Origin of the sequence: Diaphorobacter ruginosibacter (genome assembly GCF_014395975.1) — a bacterium.
Classification (GTDB): Bacteria; Pseudomonadota; Gammaproteobacteria; order Burkholderiales; family Burkholderiaceae_C; genus Diaphorobacter_A; species Diaphorobacter_A ruginosibacter.
The window spans coordinates 4,286,976-4,302,587 of the sequence record NZ_CP060714.1; the positions used below are offsets into that span (position 1 = coordinate 4,286,976).

General features: G+C 66.5%; 15 protein-coding genes. 7 read left to right on the forward strand and 8 right to left on the reverse strand.

The genetic code is table 11. The annotated features are described in order from the left end of the window. Window positions 1-14 precede the first annotated feature (14 nt). Genes H9K76_RS19440 through H9K76_RS19465 form a run of 6 tightly spaced genes read right to left on the reverse strand, consistent with a single transcriptional unit; the run spans window position 15 to window position 6,787 of the window. Window positions 15-1,325, reverse strand: coding sequence for an amino acid deaminase (locus tag H9K76_RS19440; RefSeq protein ID WP_425489628.1), 1,311 nt, complete (start codon window positions 1,323-1,325; stop codon window positions 15-17). Next, the gene (locus H9K76_RS19445) at window positions 1,322-2,296 is read right to left on the reverse strand and encodes an ABC transporter ATP-binding protein (protein ID WP_187596937.1); all 975 of its coding nucleotides are present in this window, start codon (window positions 2,294-2,296) and stop codon (window positions 1,322-1,324) included. The genes H9K76_RS19440 and H9K76_RS19445 overlap by 4 nt, the downstream gene beginning before the upstream one ends. Continuing rightward, window positions 2,293-3,357, reverse strand: a complete 1,065-nt coding sequence (locus H9K76_RS19450; RefSeq protein WP_187596938.1) for an ABC transporter ATP-binding protein — start codon at window positions 3,355-3,357, stop codon at window positions 2,293-2,295. The genes H9K76_RS19445 and H9K76_RS19450 overlap by 4 nt, the downstream gene beginning before the upstream one ends. Next, entirely contained in the window at window positions 3,354-4,199 is an 846-nt protein-coding gene (locus tag H9K76_RS19455; RefSeq protein ID WP_187596939.1) for an ABC transporter permease, read from the reverse strand. Before H9K76_RS19455 ends, H9K76_RS19450 begins: the two co-directional genes overlap by 4 nt. After that, entirely contained in the window at window positions 4,199-5,149 is a 951-nt protein-coding gene (locus H9K76_RS19460) for an ABC transporter permease (RefSeq protein ID WP_187596940.1), read from the reverse strand. The genes H9K76_RS19455 and H9K76_RS19460 overlap by 1 nt, the downstream gene beginning before the upstream one ends. Window positions 5,150-5,191: 42 nt before the next feature. After that, window positions 5,192-6,787, reverse strand: a complete 1,596-nt coding sequence (locus H9K76_RS19465; RefSeq protein ID WP_425489629.1) for an ABC transporter substrate-binding protein — start codon at window positions 6,785-6,787, stop codon at window positions 5,192-5,194. 114 nt (window positions 6,788-6,901) lie between these two features. On the opposite strand from H9K76_RS19465, the gene H9K76_RS19470 reads away from it, so the two are divergent. After that, window positions 6,902-7,294, forward strand: a complete 393-nt coding sequence (locus H9K76_RS19470) for a RidA family protein (protein WP_187596941.1) — start codon at window positions 6,902-6,904, stop codon at window positions 7,292-7,294. Between the two features lie 88 nt (window positions 7,295-7,382). After that, window positions 7,383-8,345 (forward strand): sugar kinase, encoded by a 963-nt coding sequence (locus H9K76_RS19475; RefSeq protein ID WP_246475164.1) that lies wholly within the window; start codon window positions 7,383-7,385, stop codon window positions 8,343-8,345. Window positions 8,346-8,418: 73 nt separating this feature from the next. On the opposite strand, the gene H9K76_RS19480 is transcribed toward H9K76_RS19475, so the two are convergent. Next, the gene (locus tag H9K76_RS19480; protein WP_187596942.1) at window positions 8,419-8,961 is read right to left on the reverse strand and encodes a hypothetical protein; all 543 of its coding nucleotides are present in this window, start codon (window positions 8,959-8,961) and stop codon (window positions 8,419-8,421) included. A 99-nt stretch (window positions 8,962-9,060) separates the two neighbouring features. Beyond that, the gene (gene ffh, locus H9K76_RS19485; protein ID WP_187596943.1) at window positions 9,061-10,452 is read right to left on the reverse strand and encodes a signal recognition particle protein; all 1,392 of its coding nucleotides are present in this window, start codon (window positions 10,450-10,452) and stop codon (window positions 9,061-9,063) included. 95 nt (window positions 10,453-10,547) lie between these two features. On the opposite strand from ffh, the gene H9K76_RS19490 reads away from it, so the two are divergent. Genes H9K76_RS19490 through ampD form a run of 5 tightly spaced genes read left to right on the forward strand, consistent with a single transcriptional unit; the run spans window position 10,548 to window position 15,508 of the window. Beyond that, window positions 10,548-11,348, forward strand: coding sequence for a cytochrome C assembly family protein (locus tag H9K76_RS19490; RefSeq protein ID WP_187596944.1), 801 nt, complete (start codon window positions 10,548-10,550; stop codon window positions 11,346-11,348). A 2-nt stretch (window positions 11,349-11,350) separates the two neighbouring features. Next, complete coding sequence (locus tag H9K76_RS19495; RefSeq protein ID WP_187596945.1) at window positions 11,351-11,599, forward strand: PP0621 family protein; 249 nt, start codon at window positions 11,351-11,353, stop codon at window positions 11,597-11,599. Between the two features lie 27 nt (window positions 11,600-11,626). Continuing rightward, window positions 11,627-13,330 (forward strand): sensor histidine kinase, encoded by a 1,704-nt coding sequence (locus H9K76_RS19500; protein ID WP_246475165.1) that lies wholly within the window; start codon window positions 11,627-11,629, stop codon window positions 13,328-13,330. 14 nt (window positions 13,331-13,344) lie between these two features. Then, entirely contained in the window at window positions 13,345-14,916 is a 1,572-nt protein-coding gene (locus H9K76_RS19505) for a sigma-54-dependent transcriptional regulator (protein ID WP_187596946.1), read from the forward strand. After that, window positions 14,897-15,508, forward strand: a complete 612-nt coding sequence (ampD, locus tag H9K76_RS19510) for a 1,6-anhydro-N-acetylmuramyl-L-alanine amidase AmpD (RefSeq protein WP_187596947.1) — start codon at window positions 14,897-14,899, stop codon at window positions 15,506-15,508. The genes H9K76_RS19505 and ampD overlap by 20 nt, the downstream gene beginning before the upstream one ends. The last annotated feature ends 104 nt before the right edge of the window (window positions 15,509-15,612 follow it).

Below are 15,612 nucleotides of genomic sequence, written 5' to 3' on the forward strand. Positions count from 1 at the left end.
TGCCGTGCCTCTTTTCAGAAACGCGTGTGGATGGCGCCCGTCACGCGCCCGTCGTCCTCGACGATCGGCACCCAGCGCCACTTGTCGAACGTGGTGCATGGATGCGATATGCCCAGCTCCACGCGATCGCCCACCGCGGGCGCCGTGCCGGCGGGGTCGAAGCTCAGGTAGGCATGCTGGTCGTTCAACGCCGTGATGCTCCAGGCGGCGGGGGCTGACTGCACGGCCTGTGCGGAGCGCTCGCCGCGGCGCGCGATGCGCAGTGCCACCGGCATCTCGAGGTCGTAGGAGATGTCACGGCGGCCGCAGGTGAGCAGGGCGAGGCCGGGCTCGGGCACCGACTCCACCATGGACCAGACGCTGAGCGCCGGACGCAGCGAACGGTCGAGCCCTTCGCGCTTCTCGAGCTGGCCCAGAAAACGCGCGTAGTTGAGGTGGTCGTGCGTGATGTAGCAACCCGCGCGCAGCACGCCGTGCACAGGTCGCGACAGGCCCTGGGTCCGCAACAGGGGGATCACCAGGTCGAACACGGCCGAGCCGCCGGCGGTCAGCAGGATGTGGTCATCGCCTTGCGACCACAGTGCGCGCGCATCGCAGGCACGCGCCACCTCCACCACGCGGCGCACCAGTTCGGTCACGGCGCGCGCGTCATGCTCGCTGTCGCAATTGGCGACGGAGCCTTCGTAGACCTCCACGCCGGCAAGACACACCGCGCTCGATCGGGAGATCGCCTCGGCCACGGCCAGCGCCTCCTCCAGCGTCCGGCAGCCCGTGCGCTTGCCGGGAATGCCCATCTCCAGCAGCACCTCGAAGCGGCGGGCGCGCGCGCGGCGAGCCGCCCAGTCCTCGATCAGCGCTACCTGCGCGAGCGAATCGACCAGAAACCAGATCCGCAGGCCGTCGGTCTGCGCGAGCAGTGCATCGAGCGCATCCAGGTCCGCGTCGCAGACCACCTGGTTGGCGATGATGATGCGGCGCGCACCGGAGCGGATGCCCACGCTCGCCTGGTAGGCGGTCGCAAAGGTCATGCCCCATGCACCCGTTTCCAGCTGCGCGGCGAACAGTTCGGGCGACATGGTGGTCTTGCCATGCGGAGCGAGCAGCACGCCCTTGCGCTGGGTGTAGTCGTGCATCCAGGCCAGGTTGTGCTCCAGCGCGGAGCGCTGCAGAACGGCGATGGGAAACGGCAGGTCGTCCGCGAGGATGTTCCAGCCGCGACCGGCGATCTCGCTCGCGCGGCAAGGCTCTGCGGTGAACGGAAAGCCCTTGTAGTCGGGGTCCAGCGTCAGCTCGGGGAATGGGGTGTTGGTGGTCATAGGCGTCATTGAGAGTCGTCGCGCCAGCAGGCGGTGAATCGTCCGGGACTCACCTCGCGCAGGCGCATGTCGGCGCGCTCGCAGGCCGCTTCCACACGCGGGCAGCGCGTGCGGAAAACGCATCCCGAAGGAGGATTCGCGGGACTGGGCAGGTCGCCCTTGAGCAGGGGAATGGTACGACGCTGCGCGGGGTCGGGAATCGGCGCGGCCTCGAGAAGAGCGCGGGTATAGGGGTGCAGCGGCCTCGCATAGATCGCCTCCGTGGGGCCCACCTCCATCACCCGGCCCAGGTAGAGCACCACGACGCGGTCGCACAGATACTCCACCACGTCGAGGTCGTGGGAGATGAACAGCAGCGTGAGCCCCAGCTCCTGCTTCAGGGTGCCCAGCAGATTGACCACCTGGGCCTGGATCGACACATCCAGCGCCGACAGCGGTTCGTCCGCCACGATGAAACGGGGTTGCACTGCCAGGGCGCGTGCAATGCCGATGCGCTGGCGCTGCCCGCCCGAGAATTCGTGCGCAAAGCGGTCGGCATGCTCGGGCCTGAGGCCCACCTGCTGCAGCAGCTCGTGGATGCGCGGCGTCCGCGCCGCGCCGCGTGCAAGGCCGTGCGTGTCGAGCGCCTCGGCGATCACGTCGCGGATGCGCATGCGCGGGTTCAGGCTGGCATAGGGGTCCTGGAAGATGATCTGGATCTGCGAACGCAGCGGCCGGTAGGCCGACGCGCTCAGCGCCGCGAGGTCCTTCTCGGCCCCGTTTGCGCGATAGATCATCTGCCCGCCGGTCGGATCGATCAGGCGCGTGAGCAGGCGCCCGATGGTGCTCTTGCCGGAGCCGGACTCTCCCACGAGCCCCAGCGTCTCGCCTTCGTTCACACAGAAGTTCACGTCATCAACGGCTCGCACCGGATGGCTGCCGCTGCCGAAGTACTTGCGCAGTCCGCGCACTTCCAGGAGCTGGTTGGCGCTCGTCGTCATGCTGCGACCCTTTCCACATATTGCAGGCAACGGGTGAGTCTCGCCTCCCCTGTTGCCACGAGTTTCGGTACCTGCCGGTCGCAGTCGGCCGACGCGCGATCGCAGCGCGGTGCAAAGGCACAGCCCGGCGGAGGTGCCAGCGGACTGGCCACCTGCCCCGGAATTGCCTTGAGCACCGGCTTTCCATGCAGGCCCTGCGCCAGCGCATTGCGGCGCGCCACACCGGGCAGGCAGGCCAGCAGGCCGCGCGTGTAGGGATGCTGCGGCTCGGCAAACAGCGCATGCACCGATGCCGATTCCACGATGCGCCCCGCGTACATCACGGCCACGGCATCGGCATATTGCGCGACGACGCCCAGGTTGTGCGTGACGAACAGGATGCTCATGCCCGTCTCCTTCTGCAGGCGTCCCATGAGCGCGAGGATCTGCGCCTGGATCGTCACGTCGAGCGCGGTGGTCGGCTCGTCGGCGATCAGCAGCGTGGGGTTGCAGGCCATGGCCTGCGCGATCATCACGCGCTGGCGCATGCCGCCCGAGAGCTGGTGCGGGTATTCATTCACACGCTGGCCCGCCGCGGGGATCTCGACCAGTTCCAGCATGCGGCGAGCGTGGGCATGGGCCGTCCGGCGGTCCATGCCCAGGTGCAGGCGCGCACTCTCGGCGATCTGCTCGCCCACGGTGAGCACCGGGTTCAGGCTGGTCATCGGCTCCTGGAAGATCATCGCGATCTCGTTGCCGCGCAGCTCGCGCTTGTCGGACTCCTTCAGCGCGAGCAGGTCGACCGCCTCGCCGTTGCGCTTGACGAAGATGGCCTGTCCGCCCACCTCGGCATGCGAGGTGCGCGCGTGCAGTCCCATGAGCGAGAGGCTGGTGACCGACTTGCCCGATCCCGATTCGCCGACCAGGGCCAGCGTCTTGCCGGGTTCGATCACGAACGATACGTCGGACACGCTGTGGATGCGGCCGGCCTCGGTCGCGAACGACGTGGACAGGCCCGAGACGCGCAGGCGCGCTGCGGCGCCGGATGCCACCGCGGAGGGTGTTGCAGGGGAATGCGTCATGCCGTCTTCCTCAGTTTCGGATCCATCAGGTCGCGCACGCCATCACCCAGCAGCTGCAGCGACAGCGCCGTGAACACGATGGCAAGACCCGGATAGAGAATCGTCCAGAACGCCTTGTCGGCCGATTCGAGGCTGCCGGCGATCATGGTTCCCCAGGTGGGAATGTCGGGAGGCACGCCGACGCCCAGGAAGGACAGCCCTGCCTCGGCGAGGATCGCATAGGCAAAGATGAAGGTGACCTGCACCAGCACCGGCGACATCAGGTTGGGAAGGATATGGCGCCACAGAATGCGGGGCGTGCGCACGCCGATGGCACGCGCCGCATCGACGAACAGCAGCTCGCGCAGCACCAGCGTGTTGGCGCGCACGATGCGCGCCACGCGCGGCGTATAGACGATGACGAGTGCCAGGATCACGTTCCAGAGCGAAGCGCCCAGGATGGACACCAGTGCGATGCCGAGCAGGATGTCGGGAAAGGACATCATCGCGTCAACGCAGCGCATGATCGCGGCATCCAGGCGCGGAAAGAATCCCGCCAGCATGCCCAGCAATGTGCCCAGCACCACGGCGCCAGCCGCGGTGAAGAAACCGATCATCAGCGAATAACGCGCGCCGTGCACGATGCGCAGCATCACGTCGCGGCCCAGTTCGTCGGTGCCGGCCCAATGCTCCGCCGACGGCGCATTCAGGCGCTTGCCGATGGCGATGGCCGTCGGGTCGGCACTGGAGACCCAGGGGAACACCACCGCGACGATCACCACCAGCAGCAGCAACAGCGCCGACACCAGCACGACCTTGCGCGCGAACAGCTGGCGGAGCAGCTTTTTCCAGCTCTGCAGCATCACTTCTTCTCCAGGCGGATGCGCGGATCGACCAGCGTGTAGAGCAGGTCGATGGCGAGATTGATGAAGACATAGACCGCCGCAATCATCAGCAGCGTTCCCTGGATGACCGGGTAGTCGCGGCGCAGCACGCCGCGCACGACCAGATTGCCGACGCCCGGCAGGTTGAAGACGGTTTCGGTGACCACCGTGCCACCGATCATCAGTGCCAGCGTGAGACCCAGCACCGTGATGATGGGCACGAGCGCGTTGCGCAGCACATGCTTGATCATCACCACCCGTTCGGGCAGGCCCTTGGCGCGCGCGGTGCGCACGTAATCCTCGCCCAGGATGTCAAGCAGCGATGCGCGCGTGAAGCGGATGATGAGCGCGGAATTGAGTACGCCCAGCACGATGGCGGGCAGCAGCAGGTGCTGCACGCGCTGGCCGAACGTCGAGTCCGGATCGCCGTAGCCCGATGCGGGGAACCAGCCCAGCTGCACGGCGAACACCTGGATCAGGATGAGGCCGAACCAGAAGCTCGGGATGCTGGCGCCGAGCATGGCGATGGTGGACAGCACCTGGTCGGCGGGGCTGCCGCGCCAGATGGCGGCCACCATCCCGCAGGGCACGCCGATCAGCGCCGCGATCAGCACCGCCATCAGGGCGAGCGTGAGCGTGGGTTCGAGCCGCTCGGCAATCGCCTGGCTGACGGGCTGCTGGAGGAAGAGCGACTGGCCCAGATTGCCTTTCAGCAGCTCGCCGACCCACAGGGCGAACTGTGTCGGCAGTGGCTTGTCCAGGCCGTATTGCTCGCGCGCCTGGGCAATGTCCTGCGCCGTGGCCTGGTCGCCCAGCAGCAGCGCCACCGGATCGCCCGACGCCATGCGCGTGAGGGCGAACACGAACACGGCCACCAGTGCAAGCACCACCGCCGCTCCCAGCAATCGGTTCAGTAGAAATCTGAACATGGTCTATCTTCCTTGGTCGGATCGACGTGAATCGGCCGCACCTTACTTGGCGAGGCTGGTGTTCCAGAAATACGGCCAGAACGCAGGCTGGTATCCCTGCAGCTTGGGCGCTCGCGCGGAGACGCTGTTGAACTTGCCGACCTCGACGAACGGCACTTCCTCATAGATGAGCTGCTGCACGCTGCCCCACATGGCGGCGCGCTTTTGCGGATTCACCTCGCCATTGAACGCGGCCAGCGCCTTTTTCTTGGTCTCTGTCTCCCAGCCGCCCGGCGCGCCGTCGCCCATCTGCGGAGGCGTGAGCATGGGCTCCGGGAAGAAGCCCGAGTGCGTGAAGTACACATCCCACAGCTTGGCGTCATTGCGGCGCTGCACCAGCGTGGCCCAGTCCACCACCTGCAACTCAGTCTTGAAGCCGGCCTTCTTCAACTGCTCGGCGTAGACCAGCGCCATGTTGTAGTGGAACTCGTACTGGCGGCTCGCCATGATGCGGATCGGCTCGCCCTTGTAGCCCGCCTTGGCCGCCTGGTCCTTGGCCAGTTGCGGATTGCGCTGGTTGTAGAACTTGGCGCCCGCCTCGGAGAAGAACGGCGTGCCCTTGGGGAAGAAGTTGGGCTCAGGCGTGAACAGGCGTGCATCGCCGAAGCCGGCGGCCATCAGCTCGCCCTCGCCCATCGCGGTGTGGGCAGCCTGGCGCAGCGCCTGGCTGGCCAGCACGCCTTCCTTGGTGTTGAAGACGATATAGGGAAATCCGAAGTTCTTGGTGACGATGGGCACCACCGCATTGCCCGCCTTCTCCAAGCGGCCGAGCGACTCGACGGGCAGCAGGTCGGAGTAATGGAACTGCCCCGACATGGCGCCTTCGACGCGCGTGTTGGCATTGGGCACGGGCACGAAGCGCAGTTCGTCCACCAGCGCCTCGCGCTTGCCGGCGTAGCCGCTGGCCGGTTCGCTGCGTGCGCTGTAGCCTTCGTACTTCGTGAGCACCGTGAACTGGTCCGGACGGCGCTCCTTGAACTTGAAAGGCCCCGTGCCGATGAACTGCTTGAGCTGGGGTGCCAGCACCTCCTTGGGCATGATGGCCGCCATGCCGGTGGGCGCGGCCAGCACTGCGAGCAGCGGTGCATAAGGCGTCTTGAGCTTGATCTCGATCGCGTGCGGACCCTTGGCGGTGAGCGAATCGACCTCCTTGGCCACCGACTTGCCGCGTGCCGAGACTTCCATCCAGCGCTGCAGCGAGGCCACCACGTCGGACGAGTCCATGTCCTTGCCATTGTGGAACTTCACGCCCTTGCGCAACGGGATCGAGTAGGTCAGGCCATCCTTGGAGAGCGTGGGCATGGCCTCGGCCAACATCGGCGCAATCGCCCATTTGCCATCGAAGGTGTAGAGCGGCTCAAATATGTGCTGCGCGATGGTGCCGACCAGGTCTGCGGTGGACATCACCGGATCCAGGCCCTGCGGCTCGCCGATCATCGCCAGGTTCAGTGCACCACCCGACGGCGCGGCGAACGCCATGGTGGACGAGCCCATCGCCACCATCGCAGCAGCGGCTGCGGCAAGGCCCATGGCGCCTCGGCGTCCCAGGGAAAGCACCTGCGTGAGTTTCGGCGTGTCGATTGCAGAACGGGATTGCATAGGGTCTCCGATGAGTAATAAAATTACAGAAACGAACTGTATTTCACGATGAACATTCGTGAATATGGGGTTTTCCTCTATATTTTGAGTAATAACATTACACAAGGTGGATCCATGTCAAAAGTCGAACTGCTCGGTCAATCGCCCCAGACCTCCGACGGCCAGCCACGCCCGCTCTCGCCCGCCACGCGCTGCGGCGACTTCGTGTTCGTGTCGGGCCAGGTGCCCTTCAACGATGCCGGCGAAGTCGTCATCGGGGGCATCGAGGCACAGACGCGCCAGGTGTTCAAGCGCCTTGAGGCCGCGCTCGCACTGGCCGACTGCACGCTGCAGGACGTGGCCAAGGTCAGCGTGTGGCTGGACGACGCGCGCGACTTCGCGGCCTTCAACCGGGTCTACATGGAGTGCTTCGGCGGCCACGCGCCGGCACGCTCGACCGTGGTGTCCCAGCTCACCATCGACGCCAAGGTGGAGATGGACGTGACGGCCTACAAGCCGCGCGGCTGATCACCCACGCCACCCGCCAGCGGGATGCCTTCATCCCGGGGCGGCGGCCCCGCCACGAAAAACAGATTCAACAACGGAGACAAACCGCATGAGCACGATGAGCGCCAGCATTGGCAGCAGCACCCCGGCATTCGACCTCGTCACGCTGGGCGAGGCCATGATCGAGTTCAACCAGACGCGCGCGGGCGAGCGCCAGTTCCTGCAGGGCTTCGGCGGCGACACCAGCAATGCCGCCATCGCGGCTGCGCGGGCCGGAGCGACATGCGCCTATCTCACCCGCCTCGGCACGGATCCGTTCGGCGACGAGCTGATGGCGCTGTGGCATGCGGAAGGCGTCGACACGTCGGGCATCCAGCGTGACGCCCGCCACCCCACCGGGGTCTATTTCGTCACCCACGGGGAATCCGGCCACCAGTTCAGCTACCTGCGCTCGAACTCCGCTGCCAGCCGCATGGCGCCGCAATGGCTGGAGCAAGCTCCAACGCGGGACATCCTGCAATCCACCCGCATGCTGCTGGTGTCGGGTATCTCCTTGGCAATATCCGCGAGCGCCTGCGATACCGTTTTCGCGGCCATGACGGTGGCCCGGGCAGCCGGTGCGCAGGTCGCGCTCGACTCCAACCTGCGCCTCAAGCTCTGGCCCCTGGAGCGCGCACGCGCCTGCATCACGCATGCGGTATCGCTGTGCGACATCTTCCTGCCCAGCCTCGACGACATGACGGTGCTGACCGGCCTGCAGGAGCCGGGCGAGATCATCGACTGGAGCCACCGGCATGGCGCGGGCACCGTGGTGCTCAAGCTCGGAGACAAGGGCGCACTGGTCAGCGTGAACGGCGCGCGCATCGCCGTTCCCGTATTCAAGGCAAATGCCGTGGACGCCACGGGCGCAGGCGACTGCTTCTGCGGCAACCTGCTCGCGCGCATTGCCGCGGGCGACGATGTGGCCGCCGCCGCACGCTACGCAAACGCTGCGGCGTCGATCGCGGTGGAGGGCTTCGGCGCGGTGGCGCCCCTGCCTCGTCCCGAGCAGGTGACATTGCGGATGGGGTGAGCGGGCCCCGACCCGAGGAGCGCCCTCGCCAGGACATGCTGCACCGGGAAGCAAGAGAAGAGGCCCCGCCCCGTCAGCCTCGGTTTCCGCCGCTGGCCCCAAGCCCCAGCAGCAGGTCCAGCAAGTCATCGCGGCCATGTTCGAACCAGTTCCCCTGCCGGTCCTGCTGCCGATGAAACCAGCGGACATCAAAGCGCGGCGCATTCCACTCGAGCAGGCGTCGATACCAGACGTCGAGATACAGGGAGAACGAAGCCACGAACGCATCCTCATCCCGTTCGGGCCGAGCGGAGAACTCGCCAGAGCCTGACAGCAGCCGATCCACCACGTCGGCGACCTCTTCGCGGCTCAACCTGCGCTCCAGCTTCGGCGGGTCGGGCATGGCAATGCGAAACGCCAGTACTTCGGCACCCTCCTCTTCCCACCATTCGTACAGATGGAAGGCGCTGAGGTCCTTGCCGGTCAGCCCCTGCAGGCGCTCCTCGAGGGCGCGGTATGCCTCAAGCGATTCGTCTCCGGCTTCATCGACAAGCACCGCATAGTCGAGCACCGCCTGCAGCACCGTGGGATACAACTCCCTCGCGACGCCCCAACGTGGAAGCAAAAGAGGATTCATGCCTGTTCAAACGAAAAAGCCGCACAACCCGGCGAGCTTCGCTGGATTGCACGGCGTTGTTGGCGGTAGGGTCGATGGTGAGCGCGGGTTCCGGGCGTCTCAGAACGGCAGCTTGGGCATGCCCCCGCCGCCCATCATGTTCTTCATGCCTTTCATGCCGCCCATGCGCTTCATCATCTTCATGAGGCCGCCGCCCTTCATCTTCTTCATCATCGCCTGCATCTGCTCGAACTCCTTGAGCAGGCGGTTCACTTCCTGAACCTGCACGCCGGCGCCGTCGGCAATGCGCTTCTTGCGCGTGGCCTTGATGAGCGCGGGATGCTTGCGCTCCTTCATGGTCATGGAGCAGATGATGCCTTCCTTGCGGCGCACTTCGCGCTCGGCCTTGTCCATGTCGACCTGACCGGCCTTGCCCGCCAGCTCGGTGGGCAGCTTGTCCATCAGGGTGGAGAGCCCGCCCATCTGTTTCATCTGCTGCAGCTGCGCAAGAAAGTCGTTCAGGTCGAAGCCGTCGCCGCTCTTGACCTTCTCGGCGAGCCTCTGCGCGGCCTCCATGTCCACGCCCTTGGTGACCTGCTCGACCAGCGCGACGATGTCGCCCATGCCGAGCACGCGCTGCGCATGGCGCGAAGCGTCGAACACTTCAAGGCCGTCGATCTTCTCCGACACGCCGGCGAACTTGATCGGCGCACCCGTGATCTGCCGCACGGACAGCGCGGCACCGCCGCGCGAGTCGCCATCGAGCTTGGTGAGCACGATGCCGGTGAGCGGCAAGGCTTCCTTGAACGCCTTGGCGGTGTTGACCGCGTCCTGGCCCTGCATGGCATCCACCACGAACAGGGTCTCGACGGGCTTGAGCACGGCGTGCAGGTCCTTGATTTCCTGCATGAGCAGCTCGTCGATCGCCAGGCGGCCGGCCGTGTCGACCAGCAGCACGTCGAAATAATGCCTCTTGGCATAGTCGAGCGCCGCCAGCGCGATGTCGCGCGGCTTCTGGTCGGGCGTGGACGGGAACCATTCGGCTCCGGCCTGGGCCGTCACGGTCTTGAGCTGCTCGATGGCCGCGGGGCGGTACACGTCGCCCGAGACGGTCAGCACCTTCTTCTTGCGCTTGTCGATCAGGTGCTTGGCCAGCTTGGCCGTGGTGGTGGTCTTGCCCGCACCCTGTAGACCGGCCATCAGGATGACCGCCGGCGGCTGCGCATTCAGGTTGATGTCGGCGATGCCCTCGCCCATGGTGGCGGCGAGTTCGCTGTTGACGATGCCGACCAGCGCCTGGCCGGGCTTGAGGCTGCCAAGAACCTCCTGGCCCAGGGCCTTATCCTTGACGCGGGCAATGAAATCGCGCACAACGGGCAGCGCGACGTCGGCCTCGAGCAGTGCCATGCGCACTTCGCGCAGCATGTCCTGCACATTGGATTCGGTGATGCGGGCCTGGCCACGCATCTCCTTGACGAGTCGCGAGAGTTTATCGGTGAGCGCGGAAGCCATTCAAATGCTCCAGAGGCAGCGACCGGGCCACTGCGGTGGCGGTTGCTGCGATGTTTGGCCCGCCGGAAGCGGGCAAAAGGCTAAACTGTAAGTCTATGATTTTACCCAGTGCTTCCCCCGTCGGATGGCTATTGGCCTTGGCAGCCGCAGTGACCTATGGGGTCTCGGCCCTCGCGGGTTCCCGATTTTCCCCGTCCCAGGCGCGCTTCGCCCTGATGCTGGCATGGGTGCTGCACGGTGCCTCGGTCGCCTGGGGACTGCTCGGACAGGCACCGCATTTCGGTTTCGCGCCCGCCTTGTCGATGACGGCCTGGCTGGTGCTGATCGCCTATCTGGTGGAACGCCAGTTCTTTCCGCAGATGCGCGCACTCTGGGTGCTGACGCTGCTGGGCGCGGTCGCCGTGCTGCTGGGAGTGGTCTTTCCCGGCAAGCCGCTGCACGCGCTGTCGTCGCCGTGGCTGCCGCTGCATCTCACGCTGGGCATCGCCTCGTATGGCTTGTTCGCTGCCGCCGTCGTGCACGCGTGGCTGATGACGCGCGCCGAGAAGCAGATCCGCCTTGCCGCCGACTCGCCGTCCGGCATGCCGCTGCTCACCCTGGAGCGCCTCACCTTCCGCTTCGTGACGGCCGGCTTCGTGGTGCTGACCGCCACCCTGATCGCCGGCTGGTTCTTCGGCGAGGTGCTGTACGGCCGCGCCTGGGTGTGGGACCACAAGTCGGTCTTCTCCGTGCTTTCATGGATCACCTTCGGCGTGCTGCTGATCGGCCGCTCGCGATTCGGCTGGCGCGGCCGGCATGCGGTGAACGTGCTGTACGCGGGCGCGGTCCTGCTGCTGCTGGCGTATGTGGGTTCGCGCTTCGTCATCGAGGTGCTGCTGGGCAAGGCGGGCGCATGATCATGAAATACCTTCTGCTGTTCCTCGTGCTGTTCGTTGCCTACCAGATCTGGCGCAAGCAGCAGCGGCTGGATGCCGCGGCCCGCCGCCGCGATCAGGCGCCGCAGCAGCGCCGCCCCCGCCTCGAGCAGGAAAAGATGGTGCCGTGCGCACGCTGCGGCCTGATGCTCCCCGTCAGCGATGCGCTGCACCAGGACGGCCGCAACTACTACTGCTGCGCCGAACACCAGCAGCAGGGCCCGGCCTCCTGACGCCGCCCCACCGGACCCACGCGCCCCGTGCCCCCGTCTACCCAACGCACCGGCAACAGCACCTTCCTGCGCATCTGGCTCGCCTTCCTGAACGGCCGGATCATGGTGGCGCTGCTCCTCACGCTACAGCATGCCGCCGGCCTGGTCTGGCAGCTGCCGCCCGTGAACCCCAACACGCTGGCCGTCTGCGTGGCGTACCTCGCGCTCACGCTGCTGGCGCGCATCCTCACGCGCACCGTGCCGTCGCCCCAGCCCGGACCGCAGTGGCTGCCGACCATCGGCGTGGACATCGTCATGTTCGGCTACCTGCAGCTGTTCGTGACCGACGTGCTGAGCTACACGCCGCTCTACGGCCTGCCCGTGCTGATGGCAGGCATGCTGGGCACGCTGATGATGGCGCTGGGCACCACCTCGATCATCACCATCCTGCTGCTGGCCGGCTCGCTCTGGCTTGGCGAACGCTCCACCGCCGACAGCGCCCAGCGCTACATGCAGGCGGCGCTCACCTCCATCGGTTTCTTCATCGTCACCTATCTGGTGCACCAGCTGTCGGTGAAGCTGCACGCGGAGCACGCGCTCTCCCAGCGCAATCGCATGGCCGCACAGACACAGGAAGATGTGAGCGCGCTCGTCATGCAGCATCTGGGGGAAGGCGTGCTGGTGATGGATCGGCAGGACATGGTGCGGCTGGTGAATCCCTCCGCGCGGCTGCTGCTCGGTGACGCCGCGCCCGCCAGCATGCCGTTCGAGCTGAGCCACAGCCCAAGCTGGAACCCGCTGCTGGCGCTGGTGCGCAAGACCTTCGACAGCGCGACGCAGCAATCCGCCGACATCGACATCCCGCAGCCGGGGCACAGCCCCATGGGCCTGCGCGCCCGCACCTGGCTGACCACGCCGCATGCGAGCGCCCCCGCCTCCAGCCAGCAGGAGCCCGGAGACCTGCTGTGCGTGGTGTTCCTGCAGGACCTGCGCGAGATGGAGGCGCGCCTGCGCACGGAAAAGCTCGCCGCCATGGGCCGCATGTCGGCGGCCGTGGCCCATGAGATCCGCAATCCGCTTGCCGCCATCCTGCAGGCCAATGCCCTGCTGGAGGAAGAGCTGCAGGACCCCGTGCAGCAGCGCCTGAGCCAGATGGTGCGCCAGAACGCCGAACGGCTCACGCGCATCACGGAGGAGGTGCTGGACATCGCGCGCGTGCGCCACCAGATCGACAACGTGCCGGCCCAAGGCATATCCCTGGACGAATCCGTGCGCCACATCTTCAGCGACTGGCAGATGCAGAATCCTTCGCGCCGCAAGGCCCTGCTGCAGCTGGAAACGGGGGACGCCCAGGTGAACTTCGACATCGACCACCTGCGCCGCGTGCTGATCAACCTCACGGACAACGCCCTTCGCTACATGGGACCGCACGAGGACTCGATGTGCATCCACACCGGCCTCACACCGGAAGGCCTTGCCTTCGTGCGCGTGTGGAGCGATGGTGCACCGCTCGAGAAATCGGTGGAGCAGCATCTGTTCGAGCCCTTCTTCTCCTCCGAGAGCCGCTCCAGCGGACTGGGCCTCTATATCAGCAGGGAACTGTGCAGCCGCCACGGTGCGACCATCCGCTACGAACGCACCGCGCTGGTGCTTGCTCGCGGGGAGATCGATGGCAATGCCTTCACAGTCCACTTCCCCAAATCACTGCGACTGCCGGGGAACCCTTCACTTTTTGACACAATCATGGTTTGAGATCCAGCGAACACATGCCTGCCTACGCCGCCTCCATCCTCGTCATCGACGACGAACCCGATCTGCGAACCCTCTACGAGCTGACACTGCTGCGCGAGGGGTATCGGGTGGAGACGGCCGCCACCGTGGAGGAGGCACGGCAGCAGTTGCGCGTGCAGCAGTTCGACGTCGTGATCTCCGACATGCGCCTGCCCGACGGCTACGGCATGGAGGTGCTCGTGCATCTGCGCGAGGCCAACCGGCGCGAGCGCTGCGTGGTCATGACGGCCTACGGCTCCGCTGAAAATGCGGTGGAGGCGCTGCGCGCCGGCGCGTTCGACTATCTCACCAAGCCCGTCGACCTGAAGCAGTTCCGCTCGGTCGTTGCGTCCGCCGTCCAGGGCACGGGCGCGGTCCCGACACCCGGGGCCGCTGCACCCACGGCCAACGCCGCAAATACGGCGAATGCCGCCTCGAGGCCGTCGCCTTCCGCACGTGACGAAGAGACGGCACCCGATGCCGCCACGTCGTCCGTGCTGCGGCAACTGGTCGGCGACTCGGAGGCCATGCGCAACCTGAAGCAGCGCGTCGCCAAGGTGGCCCGCAGCATGGCGCCGGTCCTCGTGCGGGGGGAATCCGGCACCGGCAAGGAACTGGTCGCGCGCGCGCTGCACGGCAGCAGCCAGCGCTCGGAGGGTCCGCTCATCGCCGTGAACTGCGGAGCGATCCCCGAAAACCTGCTCGAGGCCGAGTTCTTCGGCGCACGCAAGGGCTCCTACACCGGAGCGACGGCGGACCGCGACGGCTTCTTCCAGGCCGCGCGCGGAGGCACGCTGTTCCTGGATGAGATCGGCGATCTGCCGCTTGCCATGCAATCCAAGCTGCTGCGCGCCATCCAGGAGCGCAGCATCCGTCCGCTGGGAGCCACGCAGGAAGAGAATGTGGACGTGCGCATCGTCAGTGCGACGCACAAGGACCTCGCGGCAGAGGTCGCCGCCGGACGGTTCCGCCAGGACCTCTACTACCGGCTGAACGTGATCGAGCTGATGATTCCCCCGCTGCGCGAGCGCCGCGAGGATCTGCCAGCGCTCTGCGAGGCCCTGCTGGCACGCATCGCCCAGGAGTCAGGTTCCCCCGTTCCCAAGCTCACGCTCCCGGCCCTGCAGCGCATTGCCCAGCACCCATTGCCGGGCAACGTGCGCGAACTGGAGAACTTGCTGCACCGTGCCGTGGCGCTCAGCGATGGAGACGAACTGTTCGTCGATCCCCCTGCGGCCCCCGCGGTCATGTCCGTGCCGCCCGCGCCGAAGGCACAGGCCCGCGCCGTCACAGAGGAGTCGGCTTTCGCATCACCCGACACGGCGCTGCAACTGGCCGACGCGCCCCCGCCCTACCCCAGCGGCACGCCGCTGCCGCATGACCTGCAGGCCTGGCTCGACAGGCAGGAGCGCGACATCTTGGTGCGCGCGCTGCGTGAATCGGGCTTCAACCGCACGGCAACGGCCGCGCGCCTGGGCATCAGCCTGCGCCAGATCCGCTACCGCATCGAGCGCCTGAACATCTCCGAAGCCGAGGGCGGCCCAGACCATGTCGACACCCATGAATAAGCCGGGTGCTTCCGGCCCTGCATCGCATGGGCGATGGAATGCCGGCTGGTACGCGCGCGCGCGCCGTGTCGACTCCCCCAACCACGGCCACCGCCCGCAGGGCGCGGCCATCGACCTGGTGGTGGTGCACTCCATCAGCCTGCCGCCCGGCGAGCATGGCACCGGCGACATCGAGCGCCTGTTCACCAACACCCTGGACTTCGACGCCCATCCCTATTTCCAGACACTGCGCGGCATGGAGGTCTCCAGCCATTTCGTGATCGCGCGGGACGGCACCCTCACGCAGTTCGTCGACTGCGACCGGCGTGCCTGGCATGCGGGTCGCTCGTACTTCCGCGGCCGCAGCAACTGCAATGACGACTCGATCGGCATCGAGCTCGAAGGCCTGGAAGGCGGGGATTTCACCGCAGCACAATACGCGGCGCTGATGGCGCTGTGCCGGGACATCGCCGCGCGCTACCCGATCCGCTTCATTGCCGGCCACGAGCACGTGGCGCCCGGCCGCAAGCACGATCCGGGCGCCGGTTTCGACTGGAAAAAAATACGCAACAATTTGTGTGATCTTGGCTGGTGGTTTCCACTAGATCACTAGCACCCGACACCGGTCTGTGGTCTTCAGGCCGGGCAACCCCGGAAGAATTTCCCGATGGTGTTTTTCCACCTGCATGCGGGCTGGCGGAGCTTATCGCCGGACAG

What these genes read in the sequence shown, in the direction of transcription:
- H9K76_RS19440 (WP_425489628.1), bottom strand. Translation starts at nt 1,325, where the DNA reads ATGACGCCTATGACCACCAACACCCCATTCCCCGAGCTGACGCTGGAC.
- H9K76_RS19445 (WP_187596937.1), bottom strand. Translation starts at nt 2,296, where the DNA reads ATGACGACGAGCGCCAACCAGCTCCTGGAAGTGCGCGGACTGCGCAAG.
- H9K76_RS19450 (WP_187596938.1), bottom strand. Translation starts at nt 3,357, where the DNA reads ATGACGCATTCCCCTGCAACACCCTCCGCGGTGGCATCCGGCGCCGCA.
- H9K76_RS19455 (WP_187596939.1), bottom strand. Translation starts at nt 4,199, where the DNA reads ATGCTGCAGAGCTGGAAAAAGCTGCTCCGCCAGCTGTTCGCGCGCAAG.
- H9K76_RS19460 (WP_187596940.1), bottom strand. Translation starts at nt 5,149, where the DNA reads ATGTTCAGATTTCTACTGAACCGATTGCTGGGAGCGGCGGTGGTGCTT.
- H9K76_RS19465 (WP_425489629.1), bottom strand. Translation starts at nt 6,787, where the DNA reads ATGCAATCCCGTTCTGCAATCGACACGCCGAAACTCACGCAGGTGCTT.
- H9K76_RS19470 (WP_187596941.1), top strand. Translation starts at nt 6,902, where the DNA reads ATGTCAAAAGTCGAACTGCTCGGTCAATCGCCCCAGACCTCCGACGGC.
- H9K76_RS19475 (WP_246475164.1), top strand. Translation starts at nt 7,383, where the DNA reads ATGAGCACGATGAGCGCCAGCATTGGCAGCAGCACCCCGGCATTCGAC.
- H9K76_RS19480 (WP_187596942.1), bottom strand. Translation starts at nt 8,961, where the DNA reads ATGAATCCTCTTTTGCTTCCACGTTGGGGCGTCGCGAGGGAGTTGTAT.
- ffh (WP_187596943.1), bottom strand. Translation starts at nt 10,452, where the DNA reads ATGGCTTCCGCGCTCACCGATAAACTCTCGCGACTCGTCAAGGAGATG.
- H9K76_RS19490 (WP_187596944.1), top strand. Translation starts at nt 10,548, where the DNA reads ATGATTTTACCCAGTGCTTCCCCCGTCGGATGGCTATTGGCCTTGGCA.
- H9K76_RS19495 (WP_187596945.1), top strand. Translation starts at nt 11,351, where the DNA reads ATGAAATACCTTCTGCTGTTCCTCGTGCTGTTCGTTGCCTACCAGATC.
- H9K76_RS19505 (WP_187596946.1), top strand. Translation starts at nt 13,345, where the DNA reads ATGCCTGCCTACGCCGCCTCCATCCTCGTCATCGACGACGAACCCGAT.
- ampD (WP_187596947.1), top strand. Translation starts at nt 14,897, where the DNA reads ATGTCGACACCCATGAATAAGCCGGGTGCTTCCGGCCCTGCATCGCAT.